We start from the raw sequence: 21686 nt of genomic DNA on the forward strand, positions 1-21686 counted from the left end.
ATGCATGCGGCATGGCTAATTCATTTCATTGACGGCATCGTCAAGCTTTTTGATGGGCGGCGGATTACTCCGCCGCTATCTTGCCAGCCATATGCCGGTTCTTCATCAGCTTGTAGATGACGGAATCCATGAGTGCCTGGAACGACGCGTCGATGATGTTTTCGGACACGCCGACCGTCCACCAGCGTACGCCGTCGCTATCCATGGATTCGATCAGAACGCGGGTGATGGCCTCCGTACCTCCATTGAGGATGCGCACCTTGAAGTCGGCCAGTTCCAGATCGTCGATCTCATGCTGGTATTTGCCGAAATTCTTGCGCAGAGCCAGGTCGAGCGCATTGACCGGGCCATCTCCTTCGGCGACCGACATGATGATTTCGCCGTCGATGATGATCTTCACCACCGCTTCCGAGACGATCTTTACCCGGCCGTGGGAATCAAAGCGGCGCTCGACCATGACGCGGAAACCGTCGATCGCGAAGAATTCCGGAGTGGTGCCGAGCGTGCGGCGTGCCAGCAGCTCGAAGCTCGCATCCGCGCCTTCGTAAGCATAGCCCGTCGCTTCGCGCTCCTTGACGATCTGGATCAGCTGGTCGAGCTTCGGGTCGTCCTTGCCGACCTCGATGCCGCGCCGCTTCAGGGCGTTGATGAAGTTCGACTTCCCGCCCTGATCGGACACCATGACCTTGCGGAAATTGCCGACGCTTTCCGGGGGCACGTGCTCGTAGGTGCGCGGATCCTTCAGCAGCGCCGAGGCGTGAATACCCGCTTTGGTCGCGAAGGCGGAGGCGCCGACATAGGGCGCCTGATGGTCCGGGGAGCGATTGAGCAGTTCGTCGAAAGCGTGCGAAAGGCGGGTCAGCCCGACGAGCCGCTCCGCATCGATCGTGGTTTCGAAACGCTCGCTATAGGCTCTCTTCAGCGCCAGTGTCGGGATCAGCGTGATCAGGTTGGCGTTGCCGCAGCGCTCGCCGATGCCGTTCAGTGTGCCCTGGATCTGGCGCACACCCGCTTCGACTGCGGCAAGCGAATTGGCAACCGCTTGGCCGGTGTCGTTATGGGCATGGATGCCAAGACAGTGCCCGGGGACGCCGCAGGCGATGACGGCCTCGACGATGGCACGGATCTCCGGCGGCTGCGTGCCGCCATTGGTGTCGCAGAGCACGACCCAGCGCGCTCCGGCGTCATAGGCCGTCTTCGCGCAGGCGAGCGCGTAGGTCGGATTGGCCTTGTAACCGTCGAAGAAGTGCTCGCAATCAACCAGCGCTTCCTTACCGACGCCGATGGCCGCCTTGACGCTTTCGGCGATGCTTTCGAGATTCTCCTCGTTCGTGCAGCCGAGTGCCACCTTGACGTGATAGTCCCAGCTCTTGGCCACGAAGCAGATCGCGTCGGATTTCGCCTGCAGCAGGCTCGCAATGCCGGGATCGTTGGAGGCGGAAATGCCGGCGCGCTTGGTCATGCCGAAGGCGACAAAGGAGGCGGAATTCGTGCGCTTCTCACTGAAGAAAGCCGTATCGGTCGGGTTGGCGCCGGGATAGCCGCCCTCGACATAGTCCAGGCCGAACTCATCCAGCATGGTCGCAATGGCAATCTTGTCCTCGACCGAGAAATCGATGCCGGGGGTCTGCTGCCCGTCACGGAGCGTCGTGTCGAAGAGATAGATTTTTTCGCGTGTCATACTGTTTCCTCCGGCGAACCGGTTATTGATACTGGGGTGCCCGGCCTATGCTTTGCCTGCAAACTTATCCGTGGCGCGGATGAGCTGATCCAGAATGCCAGGCTCAGACGAAGCATGGCCGGCACCCTCGATCAGGTGAAATTCCGCTTTCGGCCAGGCCTTGTGCAGCGCCCAGGCATAGCGTGCCGGGCAGGGCATGTCGTAGCGGCCGTGGACGATGACCCCGGGAATGTCTTTCAGTTTGTAGGCGTCGCGCAGCAGCTGGCCTTCCTCGAGCCAGCCGGCATTGACGAAGAAATGGTTCTCGATGCGGGCGAAGGCATGCGCATATTCCGCATCCTTGAACTGGGCGCTGACGGCAGGCTCCGGCAGAAGCGTGATCGTCTCGCCTTCCCAGATCGACCATGCCTTGGCGGCCTCCAGGCGGGCGGCCTTATCGGGATGCGTCAGCAGCCGATGGTAGGCCGCCATCATCTCATGGCGCTCTTCCGGCGGGATAGGGGCGATGAAGCGCTCCCATTTGTCAGGGAACATCTCAGAGACGCCGAACTGATAATACCAGTCGAGCTCGGCTCTCGTCAGCGTATAGATGCCGCGCACAACCAGTTCGGAAACCCGCTCCGGATGCGTTTCGGAATAGGCGAGCGCCAGCGTGGAGCCCCAGGAGCCGCCGAAAACCAGCCACTTTTCCACACCGGCCATTTTGCGCAGTCGTTCGATATCGTCAACCAGGTGCCAGGTCGTATTGGCTTCCAGGCCGGCATGCGGCGTCGAGCGCCCGCAGCCGCGCTGGTCGAACAGGGTCACATCGTAAAGCGCCGGATCGAACACGCGGCGGTGGCTCGGCGAGATGCCGCCGCCCGGGCCACCATGCAGGAAGACGGCAGGCTTGGCGCCTGGCGTTCCCACGCGCTCCCAATAGATCACGTGACCGTCTCCGACATCGAGATGGCCGGAAGCATAGGGTTCGATTTCCGGATAAAGCGTGCGCAGTATCTCGGTCATATTTTCAGCCCCTCCGCCGGCCAGATATCGGTGTCGTGATCGGGATGCTGGAAGGAGATGATCTGTTCCTGCCGCGAATAGAAATCCGGATCCTGATGGATGGGCTTTTCGAAGATCGTCTCCACCCAGGGCAAGCGATAGGCGTGGTTGACCTGGATCTGCGGAGCGAGATCGTCGCGCTCGTCGAAGGCGCCGATGGCTATTTCGAGGCCGCCCGGATGACGGTAGGTCAACGGCGTGCCGCAGTTCTTGCAGAAACCGCGGTCGATATTGACGGAGGACTGAAAATAGGTCGGTTCACCGCGCGTCCATTCCAAGCCGTCTTCAGGTGCGGTAACGAGCGCGGAGAAGAAATTGCCGAACTGCTTCTGGCACATGCGGCAATGGCAGATCGAGGGGCGGCCGAGCTGGCCGCGAATGCGAAACCGCACGGCACCGCATTGGCATCCTCCGCTTCTGGTTGCTTCAGTCATGACGCTTCTCCTGTGGCCAGCTCGAGGTATCGTGATCGGGATGCTGGTGGCTGGATAGCCGGATCGACACGGCACGATCTGCTGCGGATCTTCGGTGGCACTGGAGTATGCGTGGGGGTAACCAGACTCACCGCTTGATCTCCCAGCTTGTGGTCCGCTCGCCTGTCACCGCATCCTTGCCGTCCTTGAGCTGGATGCCCATGGCCGTCAGCTCCTCGCGAAGCTTGTCGGCCTCGGCGAAGTTCTTCGCCTTCAGCAGCTCCAGACGCTGGCGCACCTTGGCATCGATCTCCGCGACCACGGCTTCGTCAATCTCCGTCTTCTTCGGCAGCAGGCCGAGAAGACCGGCGCTGGCCGCGAACACCGGCAGGAGGTTGGCGTCGGCATTGGCGGCCTGTGCCAGGGCATGCAGCGCCTGAATGGCGGCGACGGTGTTGAGATCGTCGCCGAGAGCGGCAAGGACCGTCTGATCCGGCGCGGCACCGCTGGCATCCCCCGTTGGCCATTTGGCGATCAGCCGTTCGGCTTCCTCGAGGCGCTTGACGGAAAAGTCGATCGGCTCGCGATAATGCGTCATCAGCATGGCAAGCCTGAGGACCTCGCCCGGCCATGTCCGGCCGCCGAGCTTGTCCGTCTGCAGCAGCTCGTGGATGGTGACGAAATTGCCTTCCGATTTCGACATCTTGCGGCCTTCGACCTGCACGAAGCCGTTATGCATCCAGACATTCGCCATGGCATGCGTGCCGTGCGCGCAACGCGATTGCGCGATTTCGTTCTCATGATGCGGGAAAATCAGATCGAGACCGCCACCGTGAATGTCGAAGACATCGCCGAGATAGCGCCCGCTCATGGCCGAGCACTCGATATGCCAGCCCGGACGGCCGCGGCCCCAGGGGCTTTCCCAGCCTGGCTCGTTCTCGTCCGACAACTTCCACAGCACGAAATCGCCGGGGCTCTTCTTGTGTTCGTCCACGGCGACGCGGGCGCCTGCCTGCTGTTCGTCGAGATTGCGCTTCGAGAGCTGACCGTAATCGGCCATCGACTTGGTATCGAACAGCACTTCACCGGCTGCCCGATATGCATGCCCCTTGGCGATCAGGGTCTCGATGATCGTAATCATCTCAGCGATATTGTCGGTCGCACGCGGCTGCGCGGTCGGCTCCATGCAGCCGAGTGCCTTCGTATCCTCGCGATACTGCCGCTCGGTCTTCTCCGTGACAAGGCGGATCGCCTCGTTCAGCGGCAGGCCGGGATGATCGCGTAGCGCACGCGCGTTGATCTTGTCGTCGACGTCGGTAATGTTGCGGACATAGGTGACGTGGCTCTCGCCGTAGACGTGCCGCAGCAGCCGGAACAGCACATCGAACACGATCGCCGGGCGGGCATTGCCGATATGGGCGAAATCATAGACCGTGGGGCCGCAGACATACATGCGAACATTGCCGCGATCGATCGGCTGGAAATCGACCTTTTCGCGCGTCAGCGTGTTGTAGAACTTCAATTGCGGCTCGGCGGCCATATCACTCTCCCAAGGCATAAATCCGAAAAAATACCGTCACCGGCAGGCCGGACGTTTGTCATCTTGGATTTTGGGAGACGAAAACGGCCAGGCCAGCGAAGCGCTAGCGAATAATCTTCCGGCAGATAATGCAGATAACCGTTTTCATGGGCGACTTTATCGCGCGCCGGAAGAATTTGGTCAAGTGGGAACACTTCCTCTCCGGTATCGGAGGGCGGTGTTTTTATTCCGGCATCCGGTAGTCGACGAGCTTGTTCTCGCGCACGATGAAGAGCTTGCCGGTCTCGGTGACGTCGGGGCCGGTGAGCGGCAGGATCGCCTGGGCGACGTCGCGGGGATGCGGCAGCGTATCCGGATCTTCGCCTGGCATGGCCTGAGCGCGCATGGCGGTGCGGGTGGCGCCCGGATCGACACTGGTGATGCGTAGCGGCGTGCTCTGCGTTTCACCTGCCCAGGTTCGCGCCAGAGCCTCGACGGCAGCCTTTGATGCGGAATAAGGGCCCCAGAAAGGCCGGCAGCGATGGGCGGCAGCCGATGACAGGATGACCGCGCGTCCGGCATCGGAACGCATCAGCAGCGGCTCGACCGAGCGGATCAGCCGCCAGGTGGCGGTGACGTTGATGGTCATCACCTTCTCGAATACCTTGGCTTCGACATGGCCGATCGGCGAGATCACGCCGAGGACGCCAGCATTGGCGACGAGAATATCGAGTTTGCCCCAGCGCTCGTAGATCGAAGCGCCGAGCGCGTCGATGGCATTCATGTCTGCAAGGTCGAAAGGAACGAGAGTTGCCGAGCCGCCGGCAGCCTTGATGGCGTCGTCGAGCTCCTCAAGGCCCCCGACCGTGCGGGCGCAGGCGATCACATGCGCGCCGGCCTTGGCCAGCTCCAATGCGGTGAAATAGCCGATGCCGCGCGATGCGCCTGTCACGACCGCGATCTTGTCCTTGAGATTGACGCTCATTCTGTCCTGATCCGAATGCATGGAAGAGAAAAGGGGCAAAATGCCCCTGTCAATCCTTGGCTCAGCCGTTGCTGGCGAGAACGGAAAGCTTGCGCACGTTGCTGGTGCTTTCCTTGTCGAGCAGGCGGGTCGGATAATCGCCTGTGAAATAATGGTCGGTGAACTGCGGCTGCGCATTGTTGCGGGGCTCGCCGCCGACAGCCTGGTAAAGGCCGTCGATGGACAGGAACTCCAGCGAATCCGCGCCGATATACTCGCACATGGCCTTCAGGCTCGTGTACTGGTTTGCCAACAGCTTGTCGGCATCGGGCGTGTCGATACCGTAGAAATCCGGATGGAAGATCATCGGACTGGCGACGCGGATATGCACCTCGCTGGCGCCAGCATCGCGGATCATCTGCACGATCTTCACGGACGTCGTCCCGCGCACGATGGAATCGTCGATCAGCACGACGCGCTTGCCCTCGATGATGGCGCGGTTGGCGGAATGCTTGAGCTTGACGCCGAAGGCACGAATCTGCTGCGTGGGCTCGATGAAGGTGCGGCCGACATAATGGTTGCGGATGATGCCGAGCTCGAAGGGAATGCCGCTTGCCTGCGCATAGCCGATGGCGGCGGGCGTGCCGCCGTCCGGAACCGGCACGACCACATCGGCCGCGACAGGCGCTTCCCTGGCGAGATTGATGCCCATGTTCTTGCGGGCGACATAGACGTTACGGCCGCCGACAACGGAATCGGGACGGGCGAAATAGACGTATTCGAACAGGCAAAGACGCTCGGGGCGGGAAACTTCCGGCTTGCGGGCGTCGATGGTGATCGAACCATCAGGCTGAATCTCGCAGATGATGACTTCGCCGTTTTCGACGTCGCGGACGTATTTCGCGCCGATGATGTCGAGCGCACAGGTTTCCGAGCAGAAGATCGGCTTGCCGTCGAGTTCGCCCATGACCAGCGGCCGGATGCCGATGGGGTCTCGGGCGGCGATCAGCTTCGTGCGCGTCATGGCGAGCATCGAATAGCCGCCTTCCATCTGCCTGATGGCATCGATGAAGCGGTCGGAGGAGGAGGCTTGCTTGGAGCGGGCGATGAGATGCAGCACGACTTCGGTATCCGAAGTCGACTGACAGATGGCGCCATCGGCGATCAGCTGCCGGCGCATAGTCAGGCCGTTGGTGAAATTGCCGTTGTGGGCAATCGCGATGCCGCCGACTTCCAGCTCGGCAAACAGCGGCTGGACATTGCGCAGGATCGTTTCGCCGGTGGTCGAATAGCGTACATGGCCGATCGAGCGGTCGCCGGGTAGCCGCGCGAGCGTGGCAGGGTCGGTATAGTGGTCGCCGACCAGACCCATCCGCCGTTCCGAATGGAAGCGCTGGCCATCGAAGGAGACGATGCCGGCCGCTTCCTGGCCGCGATGCTGCAGGGCGTGCAGGCCGAGCGCCGTCAGCGTCGCCGCATCCGGATGTCCCAGAATGCCGAAGACACCGCATTCTTCATGCAGCGTATCGCCGTCGATATCGTCCTCGATGGAAACGGAATGGTTCATGGCTGCGGGCCTTTGCTCTCAACGTGGACGGATCGGGGCGGCGTCACAAGTGACCATTAAAATAACTTAAAATCCGGCCGGAAAAAATATCGGGCCGGATCTTCTATCGTCACGCCGCTCAAATGGCGATTCTCGGGCGGCAGGTCAAGCCTGTAAACGCACTGTCAATTGTTTGTCTGCGGCGCGGGCGCATCATCCGACGGCGCGGTATCGTTCGGCGCGGCGTTGTCGCCACCTCCCTGCTGCTGCTGCTGTTGCTGCTGGTTCGGCGCAATCTTGTTGATGATCTCGGGCGGCAGCATGGCCTGGACATTTTCAGGAAGCGCCGACTTCAGCTTTTCGACCATCGAATCCAGGAAAGGTTTGGACTTGGCGTTGTTGACCCAGTCCGGACGGGCGGCTGGGGCCACCAGCCAGTTCCAGAAGGCGACGACGACCACCATCAGGAGCAGACCGCGGGCCGCGCCGAAGAGGAAGCCGAGCGTCCGGTCGAGCGCACCGATGCGGCTGTCGATGATGAAATCGGCGATCCGGATGGTGATGAAGGAGATGATGATCAGCGCCAGCAGGAAGATGACGGCGGCAGACGCGATCGTTGCGATCTTGGTATCGGCCTTGTATTGCAGGGCATAGGGAACGAGCAGCGGATAAAGATAGTAGGCGGCGACCGCCGACCCACCCCAGCTGACGATCGATAGTATTTCGCGCGAAAAACCGCGAACCATGGCCAGAACGGCGGAGAAGAGAAGAACGCCGATAACAATACCGTCGAAAATCGTAATGGGCATTTATAATCCACTTCAAGACTTGCCGAACCTCATGGTCGGCATCGGCCTCAATTCATGAGCCTCTTCTTCGCCAAGAACGGCTGAAGTAAGGCTCAGTCTTCGTCTTCCGCGCGCTTGAGCGCACCTTTCGATCCGGCAATGCGCGCCACCAGATCCGGCAGGCTGTCGATCTCGCTCCAGCGTCCGCCGTTGACCTTCGGTAGATCGGCGGAAGCGGCAGGCAGGACAGCCCCGGAAAATCCCAGCTTCTCGGCTTCCTTGAGGCGCTGGGCGGTGTGCGCAACCGGCCGGACGGCGCCCGACAGGCTGACTTCGCCGAAATAGACGCAATCGGCGGGCAGGGCAAGACCGGCCAAGGAGGAAACCAGTGCAGAAGCGACGGCAAGGTCCGCAGCCGGCTCGGAAATGCGGTAGCCGCCAGCAATATTGAGATAAACATCGTGCTGGCCGAGCCTGACGCCGCAATGCGCTTCCAGAACGGCGAGAATCATCGAAAGACGCGCCGAATCCCAACCGACGATGGCGCGGCGCGGCGTGCCGAGCGATGTCGGCGCGACCAGCGCCTGCACCTCGACCAGCACCGGGCGCGTGCCTTCGATGCCGGCAAAGACGGCCGCACCCGGCGATTTTTCATTGCGCTCGCCGAGAAAGAGCTCGGATGGATTGGGCACGTCGCGCAGGCCGGCGTCGGACATTTCGAACACGCCGATTTCGTCGGTCGGGCCGAAGCGGTTCTTCACCGTGCGCAGGATGCGGTAATGATGGCCGCGGTCGCCTTCGAAATAGAGGACGGCATCGACCATATGCTCGACGACGCGCGGTCCGGCGATCTGGCCGTCTTTCGTGACGTGGCCGACCAGCACCATCGCAGTTCCTGTCTGCTTGGCGAAGCGGATCATCGCCTGCACGCCGGTGCGCACCTGTGTCACCGTGCCGGGTGCGGATTCGGCAAGCTCGCTCCACAGCGTCTGAATGGAGTCGATGATGACGAGATCCGGCCGCTTGCCTTCCGCGAGCGTCGCCAGAATATCCTCGACATTGGTTTCGGCGGCGAGCAACACTTCCGTATCGGCAGCCTTCAGCCGCTGAGCGCGCAGACGAACTTGCGCCACGGCCTCTTCGCCGGAGACATAGACGATCTTGTGTCCTTGCCGGGCGAGGGCGGCAGCCGCCTGCATTAGTAGCGTCGACTTGCCGATGCCGGGATCGCCGCCGACGAGAACGGCCGAGCCGCGAACGAAGCCACCGCCTGTCGCGCGGTCGAGCTCGGATATGCCGGTATGGATGCGCGGCGCTTCCTCGATCTCGCCGGAAAGCGTGGTCAGCGTGACCGGCTTGCCCTTCCGCGGCGTCTTGGCCGGGCCGCCGCCGATCCCGCCCAGCGGATCTTCCTCGACGATGGTGTTCCATGCGCCACAGTTGTCGCACTTGCCGGCCCAGCGATTATGGACCGTGCCGCAGTTCTGGCAGATGAATTGTGTGCGGGCTTTGGCCATCGGATGCGGTTCTCAAACTTCGAATGCGTTGCTTTCCGCGACGAATCGCGCTCGGCTGACAGATAATGTCTTTCTCGGCCCATCAAAACTAATGATTTCCGTATCAACGGCGATCGTGTCAGCTTTTATGCCGGGTTTTATGGATGATGATCGATGTTTGACTATTCGCTTGCGCACTGGATGGGCTTTCTGACCGCTGCAACCCTCCTCAATCTGTCGCCGGGGCCGGATATCGCTTTCATTCTCGGCCATACGATCAGAAGCGGCATGCGCTCGGGCTTTGCGGCGCTGTTCGGCATCTGGAGCGGCGCGTGCCTGCATGTGCTGATGGCGGCCGCCGGTCTTTCGGCGATTCTTGCTGCCTCCGCGCTGGCCTTCTCGACGGTCAAATGGGTCGGTGCTGCCTACCTGATCTGGCTCGGTATCCAGGCGCTGCGCTCGAAGGGCGAGGCGGCATGGATCAAGGAGGGCGGCAAGACCTTGCCCTTCAGTCGCATCTATCGGCAGGGCATCATGGTCTCGCTGCTCAACCCGAAGGTAGCGATCTTCTTCCTGGCCTTCCTGCCGCAATTCGTCGTCGAAGGCGCCGGCCCGGTCTGGGCGCAGCTTTTGCTGCATGGCAGCTTGATCATCGTCGTCGCCGCTTTCATCGAGCCGCCGCTGATCCTGCTCGGCGGTCGTCTTAGCGAGGCGCTTCGACGCAATCGGAGCCTCGGCCTGTGGCTCGATCGCGGTCTCGGCACGCTCTTCGTCGCCCTCGGTGTCCGGTTGGCGATCAGCGCCCGCTAGAGCCGGATTTAGGTCGAGTCGACCTAAAATCTGAATCCGCTCTAGAATCAAGGAAGTAGAGCGTGATGCCGTCCGAAAACCGCATACACTTTTCGGCATCACGCTCTAAATATTCTGAGGAGTAGCAGGGCTATTCCTCGGCCTCTTCCGAGATATACCGGCGCTCGTGCCGCAGCCCCATGCTGGTCAGCATCTCGTAGCCGATGGTGCCCGCAGCCTTGGCGGCCTCATCGACCGAGATGTTGCTGCCGAAAAGCTCGACATAGTCACCGGCTCTGACCAGGTTTCCCGGCAGGTCGGTGACATCGAAGATGGTCAGGTCCATGGTGATGCGGCCGGCAACGGGCACCTTATGGCCGGCGATGAAGCCATGACCGCCTGGGATGCCGGTCTGGCGCAGCGGCACGCCCGCGCTCGACTGGCTGCGCATGTAGCCGTCGGCGTAGCCTGCCGAGACGATCGCCAGCCGGCTGTCGCGGGTCAATTGCAGTGCGCGGCCGTAGCCTACGGTTTCGCCCGACCTGACCGAGCGGGTCTGGATGATCCGCGCCTCCGCCGTCGCTACCGGACGCATCGGATTGGCCATGTCGGGAACCGCCTCGCCGCCATAGGTGGCGATGCCGGGACGGGTGAGATCGAAATGATAGTCGGTCCCAAGGAAGATGCCTGCCGAATTGGCAAGGCTCGCCTCGATCCCTTCGAAGGCGACACTGACCTTGCGGAAGGCCTCGAGCTGCTGCCTGTTCATCGCATTGGACGGATCGTCGCCGCAGGCGAGGTGGCTCATGACAAGCACTGGCGCGAAGCTTGCCGGACGGGAAACGTCATCGGCAAGCGCGATCGCATCGTTCATCGGCAGGCCGAGCCGGTTGAAGCCGGTGTCGACCTGCAGCGCGCAGGGATAATCGCCATAGTCTGACAGAACCGCCATCCAGAAGGTCAGTTGCTCCTCCGACGCGATGACGGGTACCAGGTCATTCTCGAAAAACCGACGCTCCATGCCCGGCCAGATGCCGCTCAGAACGAAGATGCGCGCCTCAGGCGCATAGAGCCGCAGTGTCGCGCCTTCGTCGGCGGTGGCAACGAAGAAATCGCGCGCCCCAGCACCATAAAGCGTTTCACCGACATCCTCGATCCCGAGCCCGTAAGCATCTGCCTTGACGACGGCTGACGTGCGGGCTTTCCCCGAACGGCGAGCCAGTTCGCGCCAGTTTTCGACGAGGGCGCCGAGATCGACCGTCAGACGCAGGCCGGCGGAAGCGAAAGCATCGTCGTCTTCGAAGGGGAGGGAAAAATCTGTCATGAATCGCCGCGCTGAAAGGGAAGTTGTTCAGGGCACTTTAGAGAGCATCGTGGCAAAGAGAAAGCGCGCACGGGCAGATACCAGCCTTTCCCACATGCGATCACTTTTGTTCAAGACGCGCGGGAGCCGGCGCGCTAATCTTCGGGGATGCAGAACGTTTCACAGAAAGAGGCGGCTGACGCCATGCCGCTTGCCAAGGTGGAATCGACTCGCTTCTGGCGAGACGGTCGCTTTCACGACATGGAATGCCTGAGCGCAAGCTTCGTGACGCATGAATATGCGCCGCATGCGCACGACACCTTCAGCATCGGGACGATTGAAAGAGGCAGCCAGATCACCACGCTGCTCGGCAGTCGGGAAGAAGCTGGACCGGGCGATCTCTATATGATCAATCCTGGAGTAGTGCATGACGGCGTTCCGGGCGGCGAAGGCTATCGCTACCGTATGATCTACCCGGACACGAACCTTTTCGTCGATATTCTGGAAGACGTCACGGGCAAAGCCTTCAATGCGACGCCCTCTTTCGCCAGTTCGTTGTTGCGCGATCCGCAGCTTGCCAGCGCCTTCCACAAGGCGCATCGCACACTCGAGAGTGGCGCCGGCGCGCTGGAATCCGATGAAGGCATGTTCTCGGTGCTGGCGGCGCTCTTTGCGCGCTACGGCAGCACGATCGTCCTTCCCGTCGATACCAAGGAGCGTAGCGCCGTCGCGCGTGCCCGCGATTATCTCACTGAGAATTTCGACGGCGATGTCGGATTGGAGGAGTTGGCCAAGGTTGCGGGGCTAAGCCGCGCACATTTGATCCGCGCTTTCCGCAGGGAGTATCATATTACGCCGCATGCCTTTCTGACCGACCGGCGCATAATCGTTGCCCGCCGATTGCTCAGGGAAGGCCGCATGCCGGCCGATGTCGCCATGGAATGCGGTTTCGCCGATCAGGCGCATTTCACGCGCCACTTCAAATCGCGCACCGGCGTCACTCCGGGCCAGTTCCGCGTCGGCTAGCGCATTTCCAGGAAAAGTGCGCAGCGGTTTTCCGTCCGGAATGCGCTGGGAAATAGGAACATAGCGCATTTTCGCTTCTCTGCGGATATTGAAAACACATTGCGGATTCCGGATGGAACTCTGATCACTTTCGTTCAATACAGCGCCCGCTGCCGTCGGCTACCTCTCCATCATTGTTGAAGTGGAGGTTGCCAATGTTGCAGCAGAGCCGGCCGGCCGGCGAATTCAAAGCCGGGATGCGTGCCATTTTTCCGCTGATCGTCGCCGTCCTGCCGATCGGCCTCGTGTTCGGCGCGATTTCGGCGACCAAGGGGCTTTCGCCGTTGGAGGCCATGCTGATGAGCGCGCTGGTCTTCGCTGGCGGCTCGCAATTCGTGGCGATGGATATCTGGACACATCCCGCAAGCTGGATCGGCGTCGGCTTTGCGGCCCTGCTCGTCAATGTCAGGCATCTGCTGATGAGCGCTTCGATCGGCACGAAGATGCAGTCTTTCTCCGGCATCAAGCGCTATCTCGCCATGCTGTTTCTCGCCGATGAGATTTGGGCCATGGCGGAATTCCGCGCGGGCACGATGCGGCTCACGCCCGCCTGGTATGCGGGCATCGTCACGCCCTTCTACTTGGCATGGATCGGCTCGTCGCTTGCGGGTGCCTTGCTTGGCGCCTTTCTCGGCGATCCCGCCGTCATCGGTCTCGACTTCGCCTTTCCGGCCGTCTTCATCGTGCTGGTCATGGGCTTCTGGAAAGGACCGGAAACCGGCGCTGTGCTTGCCGCAAGCGGAATTGCAGCCGTTGCAGTCCACCAGTTCGTGCCTGGTGTCTGGCATATTGCTGCCGGCGCGCTGGCGGGACTGGCAGTGGCTTTCTGGAAAAGCAAGACGCGGGAGCAGACGGCATGACGCTCGATCTCAACACGCTGCTTGCCATCCTCGCCATGGCTGCTGCAACGATCTTCACCCGTGTTGGCGGTCTCGTCTTGATTCGCTACGTTAGGATTGACGAGCGCAGGCGAACCACAATCGAAGCCATTCCACCGGCCGTGCTGATGGCTGTCATTGCCCCGACAGCTTTTGCTACCGGCTGGGCGGAGGCGCTGGCCTGCGCCGCCACCGCCATCGTCTCCCGCCGCTTGCCGATGCTGGCAAGCGTTGTTGTCGGCGTTGCGACGGTGGCTTTGCTGCGGGCTGCGGGACTCTGAAGCCTTTCCGGCAAAAGTGCGAAGCGGTCCTCATCCTGGCGGAACATTGACGCGGCGAGCGTCAATGTTCTTCATACTGCGTGAAGGACGGGTCGGCGAGGTCGGCAAATCGGGTGAATTCCGACTGGAAGGCGAGCTTCACCGTGCCCGTCGGTCCGTGACGCTGCTTGGCGATGATGACATCGGCCGTGCCCTTCACGCGGTCGAACAGCGCTTCCCATTCCGCATATTTCGGATCGTTCGGATCGCGGGGCTCCTGGTTTTTCACGTAATATTCCTCGCGGAACACGAAGAGCACCACGTCGGCGTCCTGCTCGATTGAGCCGGATTCGCGAAGGTCCGAAAGCTGCGGCCGCTTGTCATCGCGGCTTTCGACCGCACGCGAGAGCTGGGAGAGTGCCACGATCGGAACGTTGAGCTCCTTGCCGAGCGCCTTCAGGCCCGTGGTGATTTCGGTGATTTCCTGAACGCGGTTCTCGCCCGACTTCTTCGAACCGGTCATAAGCTGTACGTAGTCGACGACCAGAACGTCAAGGCCGCGCTGGCGTTTCAGGCGACGCGCGCGGGCCGCAAGCTGGGCGATGGAGATACCACCCGTCTGGTCGATATAGAGCGGCACCTTCTGCATCATCATCGAGCAGGCCACCAGCTTTTCGAAATCGGCATCGTTGATGTCGCCGCGGCGGATCTTCGATGAGGAGACTTCCGTCTGCTCGGAGATGATACGCGTGGCAAGCTGTTCCGATGACATTTCCAGCGAGTAGAAGCCGACGACACCGCCGTTCTTCGCCTTCATCGAGCCATCAGGCTGCACCTCGCCCTCGTAGGCGGCGGCAATATTATAGGCGATGTTGGTGGCAAGCGAGGTCTTACCCATGCCAGGGCGGCCTGCAAGGATGATCAAGTCGGAGCGCTGGAGGCCGCCCATCTTGCTGTCGAGCGAGTGGATGCCCGTGGAGATGCCGGAGAGGCCGCCGTCACGCTCCTTGGCAACGGCCGCCATGTCGATCGCCAGTGCCACAGCATCATTGAACGACTGGAAGCCGCCGTCGTAGCGGCCGTTTTCTGCGAGCTCGAACAATCGGCGCTCGGTATCCTCAATCTGCGTCTGCGGCGGCATGTCGAGCGGCGCGTCATAGGCGATATTGACCATGTCTTCGCCGATGGTGATCAGCGCCCGGCGCAGTGCCAGGTCGTAGATGGCGCGGCCATAGTCTTCCGCATTGATGATCGACACGGCTTCGACGGCGAGACGCGCGAGATATTGCGCGACCGTCATGTCGCCAACCTTTTCCTCCGCCGGCAGGAAGTTCTTGATGGTGACAGGGTTGGCTGTCTTGCCCATGCGGATGATGTCGCCGGCGACCTCGAAGATCTTCCGGTGCAGCGGCTCGTAAAGATGGATGGGCTTCAGAAAGTCGGAGACGCGGTAATAGGCATCGTTATTGACGAGGATGGCGCCGAGAAGAGCCTGTTCCGCCTCTATGTTGTTGGGCGCTTCGCGATAGTGCTGGTCGGCGGGAGCAATGGCGGCGAGCTTGCGCGCAGCTTCGTTCATTTTCCATCTCTTCGTACTTTAGGGTGTCGACTGGTTTGCGACGATCCGGTGTCATGGTCAACCAAGCAAAGCTTGCCGGCGCGCCAAGGGAGATAAATAGGTTCGACCTATCAACGTTGTTCCACTCGTCCACAGGGACAAGTTTCCGCCACGTAAAAAATCCTTTGTCGCCATTTTGCAACGCAATGATCGACACACGAATCACGTAAGCAAACCATCAGTGGGGATATTTTAGCTGGGTCTTTCGCCGTGTACATCAATCGTTGCGGCTATCATGCTTGAAAAGCTATGGAAATCCGGTTATTCCCTATTAATTAGGGTAGGATGCTAATAGTATAAAGTTGCAATAATGTCCGGTGCGCCATCAAGACAAGAGCTTTTCGACGACCTTTTTGCGTTCAATCGCAAGCTGAGGGCGGCCTTTGACGCGCTCGTTCGCGAGCGCGGCATGACTCTTTCCCGCGCCAGGGTTTTTCGCAAACTCTCCCGCCGGGACGGCATCAACCAACGGGAACTTGCCGACGAGCTGGAGCTTGAAACGCCGACGCTCGTGCGCATCCTCGATGCCATGGAGGCGCAGAACTTCATCGAGCGCCGTGCCGCGGTATCCGATCGCCGCGCCAAGCAGATCTTCATGACGGAATCCGGAAAAGTCGTTGCCGCCGAGGTCGAGGCTCTTGCCACCAGTGTGCGCGCGGATATCTTGGAGGGGATTTCGGACGACGATGTCGGCATGGCGCTCAAGGTTATCCGTGCCATGACTGCCAATCTTCAGAATATCGGTAAATCATGAGGTAATGCATGAGCGGGGATCCGGGCCTGGTCGCCAAAGCGGAAGCCAACGCCGTCCCGCCCGCTCCGCCGCCTATGCCGGGCTGGAAAGTGCCGCTCTACATTGCGGCATCCGTCATGTTCTTTCTGACCCAGGGCCTGGGTCTCAATCTCGCCTTTGCCAACCTTACGCAGATCCAGGGAACCATCGCGGCGACCACCACCGAATCCGCATGGCTTTCTGCTGCCTATATGGCGCCGAATGTCAGCCTCGCCATCGCGCTCGTAAAGATCCGCCTTCAGTATGGCGTGCGCAATTTCGCCGAGGTCAGCATTCTCGGCTTCGTGCTCGCCTCGCTGCTCAATCTCTTCGTCTCCGACCTGCATTCGGCGATCGTCGTCCGCTTCCTGAGCGGGATTGCCGGCGCGCCGCTCTCGACGCTCGGCTTCCTTTATATGCTGGAGGCCTTCGAGCCGGCCAAGAAGATGACGATCGGAGTCAGCCTGGCGATGATGAACACGCTGCTTGCCGCTCCCATCACCCGCCTCGTGTCGCCCTCGCTGCTGGATTATGGCGAATGGCGCGGCCTCTATACGCTTGAGATGGCGCTGGCGCTGCTTGTCATGCCGATCATTTATCTGCTGCCGCTGACACCGCCGCCGCGCGTCAAGGTCATCGTGCTGGGCGATATCTTCAGCTATCTTCTCGTGGCGATCGGTTTCGGCTGTCTTGCCGTCGCCCTGTCGGTCGGGCGCCTCTATTGGTGGCTGGAGGTGCCATGGCTCGGGGTCGTCTTGGCGATTGCCATCACGTCACTGACCGTCGCCATCGTCGTCGAACTGAGGCGGTCGACGCCTTTGATCGACGTTCGCTGGCTGCTGCGGCCGGAAATTCTCCATCTGACGGCGATCCTTCTGGTCTTCCGCATCATTGCCGCCGAGCAGACCTCGGTCATCATGACCTTCTATCAGAATGCCGTCGGGCTGCTCTACGATCAGCTCTCCATTCTGTACTGGATCATCCTCGCCTTCTCGATCATCGGCGGCCTCATCTGCACCGTGTTCATGAGCTATGGCTTCAGCTGGCAGATCCAGTTCGTCGCCCTCATTCTGATGGGCGTGGGTTCTCTGATGGATTCGCAGGTGACGAACCTCACGCGGCCCGAGCAGATGTATTTCAGTCAGGCGCTGGTCGCGGGCGGCGCGGCCCTGTTCCTGCCGCCCTCCATGTCGCAAGGCTTCAAGGAGGCTATATCCAAGGGACCGCCCTATCTGGTGACCTTCTTCGTCGTCTTCACCTTCACGCAGAGCATCGGCGGCCTCATCGGCTCGGCCTTCTACGGCACGCTGATCATCATTCGCGAGAAGTTCCATTCCGCGGTGTTGACCGAGCGCGTGCTGCTGACCGATCCGCATGTGGCTGCACGCGTCAGCCAGCTTTCATCCTCCTATGGCAAAGTCATTGGTGACAGCATGCTTCTGAAGGGAGAGGGGGTAGCGCTGCTCGGCGCACAGGTCAGCCGCGAGGCCAACATGCTCGCCTATGGAGACGCCTTCTTCACTGCCGCCGTAATCGCCTTCCTGTCGCTTGCCGGCCTCTCAATCCATGTCTTTTTCCGCTTCATCAGGGCTCGCCTGGCCGACGATCGGGCTGAGGCCGTGACATCCAACCCATGAGGATATGAAATAGCTCCATGTCGAGGCTCGTTCGCTCCCCCATCGAAGTCATCGCGGTTCTCGCCGGCATCGGCGGCGTCATGCTGGTGCTTTATGCCTGGCATCTGCCGCCGTTCAAAACCGCGGTCGAGACCACGGACGACGCCTATGTCAAAGGCTATGTCACCACCATCAGCCCGCAGGTCAGCGGCTATATCACCGACGTGCCGATCAAGGACTACAAGCTCGTCAAGGAGGGCGATGTGCTCGCCCAGATCGACGACCGCATCTACAAGCAGAAGGTGGCGCAGGCGCGCGCAACGCTGGACGGACAGAAGGCGGCACTCGCCAATTCGCAGCAGCAGGAGCAGGCCGCCAAGGCCGGCATCGTTTCAAGCCAGGCGCAGATCGACAGCGCCAACGCAGCCCTGAAGCGCGCCCAGCTTGCCTTCGATCGCGTCACGACATTGGTTTCCAGAGGTGTCTCGACGACAAGCGATTCCGAGCAGGCACAGGCCACATTGCAGCAGGCCCAGGCTTCGCTCAACCAGGCGAAAGCAGGCCTCGACGTCTCCCAGCAGAACCTGACGACGATCATTGTCAACCGTGCGTCGCTCGAAGCCGGTGTCAGCGGTGCGGAGGCTGCCGTGCAGCTTGCCGGTATCGATCTGGACAATACGACGATCAGGGCGCCGCAGGATGGCCGCGTCGGCGAAGTCGGCGTCCGCCTCGGCCAGTATGTGACGCCTGGCACGCAGCTGATGAACCTCGTGCCGAAGGACGTCTGGGTTATCGCAAATTTCAAGGAAACGCAGCTTGACGGCATGAAGCTCGATCAGCCCGCCACGATCTCCGTGGATGCGCTCGGGCATCGCGAGATCAAAGGCCGCATCCAGCGCTTCTCTCCGGCAGCGGGCTCCGAATTTGCCGTCATCAAGCCAGACAACGCGACGGGCAATTTCACCAAGGTCGCCCAGCGTATCGGCGTCAGGGTCAAGATCGAGGATGGACAGCCTCTGGCGGATCAGCTGGCGCCCGGCATGTCCGTCGTCGTTTCGATCGACAAGGATTCCGCTCCGTTGCCGGAGCCCAGGAACGGTGACTGAATATCACGCTTTGTCCTGTGCAGGGCGGCATATTGCGCTGAGCCTTATACTGTAGCGCGCTCCATCCTCACCTTGAGGCGCGAAGTCTCGAAGGGCGAGGATGGCCCATACGTTTCGACCAACAAAACAGCCTGGGCCGCAAGACCCAGGCTTCTTCATACGCAATCCTGCGAAGGCTTGAAGATCAAGCTTCGTCTTCGCCGTCGCGGTCAGCTTCCGGATCGAAGAAGTCTTCCGGACGCAGCGCGTCTTCGTCAACGCCGTAGATGGCGTCGGCGGAGGTGAGGGTTTCGCCCTTGGCCTGACGCTCTGCTTCTTCGGCGGAGCGGGCAACGTTGAGCTCGATCGTGATTTCGACTTCGGCGTGAAGTCCGATCGTGACATTGTGCAGGCCGATGGCCTTGATCGGCGTGTTCATGTGAACCTGGCTGCGGCCGATGTTGAAGCCTTCTGCAGCGAGGATTTCGACGACGTCACGGGCAGCGACCGAACCGTAGAGCTGGCCGGTTTCGCCAGCCGAGCGAACGACGATGAAGGACTTGCCGGCGAGAACGTCGGCAACCTTCTGAGCTTCGCTCTTGCGCTCGAGGTTACGGGCTTCGAGCGTGGCGCGCTCGGCTTCGAAACGAGCCTTGTTGGCGGCGTTGGCGCGCAGCGCCTTGCCGAGCGGCAGCAGATAGTTACGGGCAAAGCCATCGCGAACCTTGACGGTTTCGCCCATCTGGCCGAGCTTGGAGATGCGTTCGAGAAGAATGACTTCCATTTTCTTGTTCCTTTCGATGTCAGATTTTCGTGTCTTGTTTGGATATATCGGCATTCTTGTTCGGGGTCAGCGATATCGCCTTGCGGATATCGTAAAGGCCGAGAACGAGAACGATGAAGAGCGGCAGCGTCAGCAGGAAGGACATCAGGTAGCAGATGACCAGCACGGGTATGCGCCAGTCCTTGCCGCGCGTCCGGTAATGCAACGATGCAAAGCCGGAAACGATGAAGCCCGCGCCGAAGGCACCGAGAACGGCGGCGGCGATGAGGGCCAGGACGCCGCCGAAGAAGATGGCGACGATCGCCACGAGAAAGACGAAGATCGCATTGCGGTTCATGCGCAGCGCCGAGGGAATATCCTCGCGCGGGCGCAGATTGCGGCTGGAGGCCGCGACGATGCGGGTCGCGACATAATAGGCGGCGAGCAGCATCATGACCCAGATCATGCCCCAGGCGACGGGGATCGCGTAGAGCATGAGACTCTTGGTCTTCTGGATCGCTATGGGATCGAGCGGCAACGCCGGCTGCTGTTCGTTCACGGCCCTGACGTAGAGATCGACGACCTGGCCGACGAGATCGGCGTTGTAGCCCATGACCGCGCCGGCGACGATGATGACGACGGCGGCGAGGCCGCACAGGTGCAGCATGATGTCGGAGAGCGGATACCAGGCCATCAGATTATCCGGTCCTCCAAGTTCGGAGGCGGGACGCGCCAGATTGGCGAGATGGCTGAGCCAAGCGGGGATCAGCGTCAACAGGACGACGAACAGTCCGAAATAGACCGACTGCGCGATCGTGCCGACAAGCCCGGCAACGACGACGGCAGCGATGACGGCCATGTTGCCCCAGCCAAGGCCGACGATCAGGATCGGAAGAGCGGAAAGTGCGCCGAACAGGATGAACAGCAATGGCTGCACCGTCGCGCCATACACGAGTAGGGCGGCGGTCAGACCGGCGAGCGCGCCGATGCCAAGCTCTTTTGCGTTCAACTTTTTCACGTCGCTGTCCTGCTTCGTATCGAGCAGTTAGAGGATGCCTTCGCCACGCGGGCCTGAAAGCTTATCCCCAACATGGGGTTTCAAGGTTCCGATCCGCGCCCATCGCGAAAGGGAGAAGGGAAGGCATCGCTGCCTTCCCTCAAATTCATTCTGCGTCAGGCGCTATTAAGCGACGACGTAGGGCAGCAGGCCGAGGAAACGGGCGCGCTTGATCGCCTGGGCGAGTTCGCGCTGCTTCTTCTGGGAAACGGCCGTGATGCGGGACGGAACGATCTTGCCGCGCTCGGAAATGTAGCGCTGCAGGAGACGAACGTCCTTGTAGTCGATGCGCGGCGCATTGGCGCCCGAGAACGGGCAGGTCTTGCGGCGGCGATGGAACGGACGGCGGACGGGTGCGGAGGAAACTTCAGACATTCTCAAATCTCCTTATACGCGGTCTTCGCGCGGACGGCGCGGACGGTCTTCGCGGTCACCACGATCCGGGCGCGGACCACGATCGCCGAAGCTGCGCTCCGGGCGGTCGCCATCGCGGCGCGGACGATCGTCACGGTCGCGCTTCTGCATCATGGCCGACGGGCCGTCTTCGTGCTTCTCGACAGCGATCGTCATGTAACGCAGAACGTCTTCGCTGATGCGCATCTGGCGTTCCATTTCCTGGATCGCAGCGGCCGGAGCATCGATGTCCATCAGGGCGTAGTGAGCCTTGCGGTTCTTCTTGATGCGGTAGGTGAGGGACTTGAGGCCCCAGTTCTCGATACGCCCGACTTTACCGCCGTGAGCTTCGATGACACCCTTGTACTGTTCTACGAGGGCGTCGACCTGCTGAGCGGAAATATCCTGCCGGGCAAGGAATACATGTTCGTAAAGCGCCATGGATAGCTTTGCCTTTCTTGCGTTGGTCTGAACCCGATATTCGGCGGCTAAGCCTCAACGACTGCTCCTGAGAGGGTAAACCCAAGCAAGAAAAGCGTTTCCGAGACGGTCGAGAGCGGAGACACGGGAGGCTGGAACGCTTCCGTTCCGAACGATTCCCTTATCGGAAACCGGCCCTCCGTTCAGCCACCAGCC

Annotated in this window: 21 protein-coding genes; 7 read left to right on the forward strand and 14 right to left on the reverse strand. The window is 61.1% G+C overall.

From position 1 onward, the window contains the following. Window positions 1-64: 64 nt before the first annotated feature. The 8 genes from cimA to radA form a co-directional block, all read right to left on the reverse strand. Window positions 65-1681: a citramalate synthase gene (cimA, locus tag PH552_RS29380; protein WP_113250695.1), complete on the reverse strand. Its 1617-nt coding sequence runs from the start codon at window positions 1679-1681 to the stop codon at window positions 65-67. Between the two features lie 45 nt (window positions 1682-1726). After that, window positions 1727-2686 carry a prolyl aminopeptidase gene (pip, locus tag PH552_RS29385; protein WP_113250694.1) on the reverse strand — a complete coding sequence of 320 codons (960 nt, stop codon included), beginning with the start codon at window positions 2684-2686 and terminating at the stop codon, window positions 1727-1729. Next, the gene (locus PH552_RS29390) at window positions 2683-3159 is read right to left on the reverse strand and encodes a GFA family protein (RefSeq protein WP_112342720.1); all 477 of its coding nucleotides are present in this window, start codon (window positions 3157-3159) and stop codon (window positions 2683-2685) included. Before PH552_RS29390 ends, pip begins: the two co-directional genes overlap by 4 nt. 127 nt (window positions 3160-3286) lie before the next feature. Then, complete coding sequence (gene cysS / locus PH552_RS29395; protein WP_169644849.1) at window positions 3287-4678, reverse strand: cysteine--tRNA ligase; 1392 nt, start codon at window positions 4676-4678, stop codon at window positions 3287-3289. Window positions 4679-4901: 223 nt separating this feature from the next. Beyond that, complete coding sequence (locus PH552_RS29400; RefSeq protein WP_113250765.1) at window positions 4902-5642, reverse strand: SDR family NAD(P)-dependent oxidoreductase; 741 nt, start codon at window positions 5640-5642, stop codon at window positions 4902-4904. 61 nt (window positions 5643-5703) lie between these two features. Beyond that, window positions 5704-7188, reverse strand: a complete 1485-nt coding sequence (purF, locus tag PH552_RS29405; RefSeq protein WP_112342722.1) for an amidophosphoribosyltransferase — start codon at window positions 7186-7188, stop codon at window positions 5704-5706. Window positions 7189-7352: 164 nt separating this feature from the next. Further along, on the reverse strand, window positions 7353-7976 hold the full coding sequence (locus PH552_RS29410; RefSeq protein WP_113250692.1) for a CvpA family protein: 624 nt from the start codon (window positions 7974-7976) through the stop codon (window positions 7353-7355). A gap of 92 nt (window positions 7977-8068) precedes the next feature. Further along, window positions 8069-9472: a DNA repair protein RadA gene (gene radA, locus PH552_RS29415; RefSeq protein ID WP_113250691.1), complete on the reverse strand. Its 1404-nt coding sequence runs from the start codon at window positions 9470-9472 to the stop codon at window positions 8069-8071. A gap of 153 nt (window positions 9473-9625) precedes the next feature. Here radA and PH552_RS29420 point away from each other — a divergent pair, with 153 nt between their 5' ends. Further along, the gene (locus tag PH552_RS29420; protein WP_113250690.1) at window positions 9626-10261 is read left to right on the forward strand and encodes a LysE family translocator; all 636 of its coding nucleotides are present in this window, start codon (window positions 9626-9628) and stop codon (window positions 10259-10261) included. 130 nt (window positions 10262-10391) lie between these two features. Here PH552_RS29420 and alr read toward each other — a convergent pair whose 3' ends face one another. Then, complete coding sequence (alr, locus tag PH552_RS29425) at window positions 10392-11564, reverse strand: alanine racemase (protein ID WP_113250689.1); 1173 nt, start codon at window positions 11562-11564, stop codon at window positions 10392-10394. A gap of 183 nt (window positions 11565-11747) precedes the next feature. Here alr and PH552_RS29430 point away from each other — a divergent pair, with 183 nt between their 5' ends. The 3 genes from PH552_RS29430 (at window position 11748) to PH552_RS29440 (ending at window position 13767) form a co-directional block, all read left to right on the forward strand. Then, the gene (locus PH552_RS29430; RefSeq protein WP_113250764.1) at window positions 11748-12569 is read left to right on the forward strand and encodes an AraC family transcriptional regulator; all 822 of its coding nucleotides are present in this window, start codon (window positions 11748-11750) and stop codon (window positions 12567-12569) included. Window positions 12570-12763: 194 nt separating this feature from the next. Next, window positions 12764-13468, forward strand: coding sequence for an AzlC family ABC transporter permease (locus PH552_RS29435; protein WP_113250688.1), 705 nt, complete (start codon window positions 12764-12766; stop codon window positions 13466-13468). Then, window positions 13465-13767, forward strand: a complete 303-nt coding sequence (locus PH552_RS29440; RefSeq protein WP_113250687.1) for an AzlD family protein — start codon at window positions 13465-13467, stop codon at window positions 13765-13767. Before PH552_RS29435 ends, PH552_RS29440 begins: the two co-directional genes overlap by 4 nt. A 61-nt stretch (window positions 13768-13828) precedes the next feature. On the opposite strand, the gene PH552_RS29445 is transcribed toward PH552_RS29440, so the two are convergent. After that, window positions 13829-15325: a replicative DNA helicase gene (locus PH552_RS29445; RefSeq protein ID WP_112342729.1), complete on the reverse strand. Its 1497-nt coding sequence runs from the start codon at window positions 15323-15325 to the stop codon at window positions 13829-13831. 349 nt (window positions 15326-15674) lie between these two features. Between PH552_RS29445 and PH552_RS29450 the strand changes: the two genes are divergently transcribed. The 3 genes from PH552_RS29450 to PH552_RS29460 are packed head-to-tail and all read left to right on the forward strand — an operon-like array spanning window position 15675 to window position 18858. After that, the gene (locus PH552_RS29450; protein WP_112342730.1) at window positions 15675-16118 is read left to right on the forward strand and encodes a MarR family winged helix-turn-helix transcriptional regulator; all 444 of its coding nucleotides are present in this window, start codon (window positions 15675-15677) and stop codon (window positions 16116-16118) included. 8 nt (window positions 16119-16126) lie between these two features. Then, complete coding sequence (locus PH552_RS29455; protein ID WP_113250686.1) at window positions 16127-17773, forward strand: MFS transporter; 1647 nt, start codon at window positions 16127-16129, stop codon at window positions 17771-17773. A 17-nt stretch (window positions 17774-17790) separates the two neighbouring features. After that, window positions 17791-18858: an HlyD family secretion protein gene (locus tag PH552_RS29460; RefSeq protein ID WP_113250685.1), complete on the forward strand. Its 1068-nt coding sequence runs from the start codon at window positions 17791-17793 to the stop codon at window positions 18856-18858. A 184-nt stretch (window positions 18859-19042) separates the two neighbouring features. Here PH552_RS29460 and rplI read toward each other — a convergent pair whose 3' ends face one another. The 4 genes from rplI to rpsF form a co-directional block, all read right to left on the reverse strand. Next, entirely contained in the window at window positions 19043-19621 is a 579-nt protein-coding gene (gene rplI, locus PH552_RS29465) for a 50S ribosomal protein L9 (RefSeq protein ID WP_112342733.1), read from the reverse strand. 19 nt (window positions 19622-19640) lie between these two features. Beyond that, the gene (locus PH552_RS29470) at window positions 19641-20618 is read right to left on the reverse strand and encodes a DUF2232 domain-containing protein (protein WP_112342734.1); all 978 of its coding nucleotides are present in this window, start codon (window positions 20616-20618) and stop codon (window positions 19641-19643) included. 165 nt (window positions 20619-20783) lie between these two features. Then, window positions 20784-21032 carry a 30S ribosomal protein S18 gene (rpsR, locus tag PH552_RS29475; RefSeq protein ID WP_004122103.1) on the reverse strand — a complete coding sequence of 83 codons (249 nt, stop codon included), beginning with the start codon at window positions 21030-21032 and terminating at the stop codon, window positions 20784-20786. A gap of 12 nt (window positions 21033-21044) precedes the next feature. Then, window positions 21045-21491 (reverse strand): 30S ribosomal protein S6, encoded by a 447-nt coding sequence (gene rpsF, locus PH552_RS29480; protein WP_015339354.1) that lies wholly within the window; start codon window positions 21489-21491, stop codon window positions 21045-21047. Between the last annotated feature and the right edge of the window lie 195 nt (window positions 21492-21686).

The organism is Rhizobium aureum (genome assembly GCF_030182495.1).
GTDB lineage: Bacteria > Pseudomonadota > Alphaproteobacteria > Rhizobiales > Rhizobiaceae > Rhizobium > Rhizobium tropici_C.